This window comes from Acinetobacter sp. YH16031, assembly GCF_013417335.1.
GTDB lineage: Bacteria > Pseudomonadota > Gammaproteobacteria > Pseudomonadales > Moraxellaceae > Acinetobacter.
This window is the reverse complement of sequence record NZ_VPED01000083.1, coordinates 1-3,855: the sequence shown is the minus strand read 5'-3', so window position 1 is coordinate 3,855 and position 3,855 is coordinate 1. Positions and strand designations below refer to the sequence as shown.

The 3,855-nt window shown below is 43.1% G+C and carries 3 protein-coding genes; 1 reads left to right on the top strand and 2 read right to left on the bottom strand.

What is annotated here, in order from left to right; translation table 11 throughout:
- The first annotated feature begins 254 nt into the window (after window positions 1-254).
- Window positions 255-851 carry a phosphatase PAP2 family protein gene (locus tag FTV31_RS15845; RefSeq protein ID WP_180015649.1) on the top strand — a complete coding sequence of 199 codons (597 nt, stop codon included), beginning with the start codon at window positions 255-257 and terminating at the stop codon, window positions 849-851.
- A gap of 55 nt (window positions 852-906) precedes the next feature.
- Here the strand turns inward: FTV31_RS15845 and proB are convergent, their stop codons facing one another.
- Together proB and cgtA are read right to left on the bottom strand one after the other, a co-directional pair.
- Window positions 907-2,040 (bottom strand): glutamate 5-kinase, encoded by a 1,134-nt coding sequence (proB, locus tag FTV31_RS15840; protein WP_180003977.1) that lies wholly within the window; start codon window positions 2,038-2,040, stop codon window positions 907-909.
- A 27-nt stretch (window positions 2,041-2,067) separates the two neighbouring features.
- Window positions 2,068-3,273 carry an Obg family GTPase CgtA gene (gene cgtA / locus FTV31_RS15835; protein ID WP_004782712.1) on the bottom strand — a complete coding sequence of 402 codons (1,206 nt, stop codon included), beginning with the start codon at window positions 3,271-3,273 and terminating at the stop codon, window positions 2,068-2,070.
- Window positions 3,274-3,855: the final 582 nt, after the last annotated feature.

Sequence of the window (3,855 nt, the reverse complement as noted above, 5' to 3'; positions counted from 1 at the left end):
TTCAAGTGAATTTGTTTGAAAGAAGAACTTTAAAAGCTTTATTTTCACCCGATAAAATACCCATAAAACAAGAGGAAGCTCATTTGAGCTTCCTCTTGTGAAAAATTGTGGGACAGCAATGCCCTTTTGGGTGGTTTTTTATCACTTGAATATTCTGTGAAAAATCAATGCTACAAATTCATACAAACTCAGATATGAATTGAGCTTTGATCGGTTTAGAGTAACGGACATTTGTGTCAGCCCTCTCTCTCCTCATGTCACTCGATCAACTAAACCTGTATCTGTTTCATCTTCTCAATGTACCTGACCAAGCCTCGATCTGGATGATCAACTATGCCAGTCTGATAGCACATGATCTGGTGTATGTATTCCTGCTGATTTTTGCTATTGCCTGGCTGCGTGGTAGTCATGAAGTAAAAACCGGGATTATTAAAGCTGCAATCTTCACAGCAATTACCTTGTCGATTAGCGAGGTATTATCTGCAGTTCTAAACACACCCCGCCCTTTTGTCATGGAGGTTGGTCGAACCCTGATTGAGCACGCCCCTACAGGTTCATTCCCAAGCAATCACATGAGTATTTTTAGTGGGATTGCCCTTGCCTATTATTTCTCAGCACAACGTGATTTAGGGCGAATTTTGGTGTGGACTGCCTGGCTGGTGGCCTGGTCGCGTATTTATGTCGGTGTGCACTTCCCGATTGATATGGTGGGAGCATTCCTGATTGCTCTAGCAGTTAATTTCGCTGGCTTACCGCTGTGGTGGAAATATGAGAATAAAATCATGCGCTTTATTTTCAGCATTCATCAATTCCTGTTTAAGCCTTTTATTCGGATGGGATGGGTGAAGTAAATTTCCAGACATAAAAAATCCCGCTCGAAAGCGGGATTTTTTTAAACTTAATAATTTAGTAAATTGCCATATGATTACGATGAATCATCTCTAAAGAACGCGCTTCACCCAAGACCTGATGCACTTTATCTGAGGCCAGACCTTTCACGATTTCCGCTGAACGTGAACTGAAGTTGACACGTCCTACAGCAATGCGGTGACCTTGTCGATCGACACACTCCACCACATCACCCCGGTCGAAATGTCCTTCCACTGCTTTGACACCGACCGGCAAAAGGCTACGGTGATTTTCTTTAATCGCTTTAACCGCACCATCATCAATGACCAAACGCCCTGCCGTTTGTAAGTGTGCAGCCAACCATTGCTGATGTGCAGTCATGCGATCATCATCAGTGATAAATAACGTACCCAGCATTTCACCCGCCATCAGACGCGATAAAACACAGTCACTGTCACCACTAGCGATCAACGTTGGACAACCAGACTTGGCAGCCAGACGTGCAGCACGGACTTTGGTCAGCATACCGCCACGACCAAATTTTCCGCCGCCGCCTGCCATATCAAATAGGCTTTCATCCATAGCACGCACGGTATGGAACAGTTTGGCATCCGGATTAGAACGTGGATCCGAGTCAAACATGCCTTCCTGATCGGTCAGGATAATCAGCAGATCTGCATGAACTTGTCCTGCGACCATCGCAGCGAGTGTATCGTTATCACCGAAACGGATTTCGTCAGTCGATACCGTGTCATTTTCATTAATGACCGGAATCACATGCCAGTCAATCAGGTGCTGCAAAGCATCACAAGAATTCAGATAACGACGACGGTCTGCCAGGTCATCATGAGTCAATAATACTTGAGCGGTTTGAATACTATGTTTTTCCAGTACGCTTGACCAGGTTTGAATTAAGCCCATTTGACCAATGGCAGCACAAGCCTGAAGACTGGGTAGATCGGTGGGTCGATTCTCAAGTTTCATTCGAACCATACCTTCAGCCACAGCTCCGGAAGAAACGAGAATAATCTCGTGTCCGGCATTGTGTAGATCCGCGATTTGTCCCGCCCAATGCGAGATCGCATCCAAATCTAAACCTTGCCCGTTTGCTGTGAGTAAAGATGATCCGATTTTAACAACGATTCGTTTACAACCCTTGAGCTGACGTTGCCCATCTACCACTTCTATCATCTTGTCCTCAGACTTATCTTTAAAAGATTAACGTACGTAATATACTTCTACGTCGCTGTCGTCATCATCTTCATCATCAAAGTCATCGCCGCCCAGACGTTGAGCGCGACGCATTTCACGATAAGCTTCTTTCGCAGCAATCGTTTGTTCACGTGTTTCAGCTTCAAGCTGATCACGGAATTCTTTCATTTCTGCTGCGTATTCAGGATCTTCAACTTCGCGTTCACGTTGCTGCTCGATTTGATCCATCAGGTAATACACCACATCTTTAGTGCCTTCAGCCGTTAAGCCAGAAGTTTTAAAGACAGGGCCTTCCCACTGCAATTCTTCAAGAATGTGGTTACACCATTCATCGCGAGTATCTACAGCAAGCTGATCGACCTTATTCAGAACCAATACCACTGGTAATTTTGAAAGTGTTGGGGAGAATTTTTGCAACTCATTCAAAATCGCTTTGGCATTGTAAGCTGGATCTGAACCGTCAATCGGTTGAACATCTACAATATGAAGCAGAATACGGGTACGTGCCAAATGTTTCAGGAAGCGAATCCCGAGACCTGCACCTTCTGCCGCACCTTCAATCAGACCTGGAATATCCGCCATTACAAATGAACGGTGACGATCCGCATCCACTACACCCAGGTTAGGTACCATGGTCGTAAACGGATAATCTGCCACTTTTGGTTTTGCTGCAGATACTGCACGGATAAAGGTTGATTTACCTGCGTTTGGCATGCCAAGCAAGCCCACATCAGCCAGTACTTTCAGCTCAAGGCGGATTTCACGGAATTCGCCTTTAGTACCATGTGTACATTTACGCGGAGAACGGTTGGTTGATGATTTGAAGTGCGTATTACCCAAACCACCTTGGCCGCCATGTGCCACTAATACTTTCTGGCCATCTTCAACCAGATCGCCAATAATATCGCCAGATTCTGAATCGACGATTGTTGTTCCCACAGGAACTTTTAAAATAACTGATTCGCCACCACGACCAGCACAGTTTGCGCCAGCACCGTTTTTACCACGTTCAGCGCGAAATTTACGGGTATAACGATAATCTACAAGGGTACTCGTGTCGTCGTCAGCCTGAATATAAATGCTGCCGCCACGACCACCATCACCACCATCTGGACCACCAAATGGTACGAACTTTTCACGGCGAAAACTGGCTACGCCATTGCCACCGTCGCCAGCCTCTACGGTAATGACTGCTTCATCAACAAAGCGCATAATGCCAATCCTCTAAAAACTTTAAAAACCGCCTATTCTGCCATATTTTAAAGCATTTCTCGACTATATTTATTGAGCTTTCCAATAAGAAGACCCAATTTAGAATTATTTTATAATATTCAAGCAAAAAGCTGATGCAGATTGACGATTTATCAAGAAATTATTGTGAGGAACTTATACAAAATAAAGATCAACAAAATATTTTTACTTGGCTTAAATTTGAGTTTGGTCTTTTCTTATAGTTGAAGTGATTTACTGCTTTAAGCTTAATTTTCTTGATTGTGTTTTACTCTTTGATTGAGTTGATTTTGAAAAAATAACTCATTTGTAATCCAAAAGAAAATTAGAAACTCTCTTGTTAAGTTTTATAAAAAACAAGGTTGATGAGATAATTTCTAAGCACTTGATTCGATTTATTAGCTTCACTTACTGTCATATCAAGATCATTTTCATATTTCTTGGATTCTCAAATGAAGTGCAACAGAGATTAAATTATTGGAAGGAAGCAAGATGAGCTAGCATTTTGCTTCCGACCGACCAAAGTCAAAGTTGCATCATGAACTATACTCATCTTACTCAAGA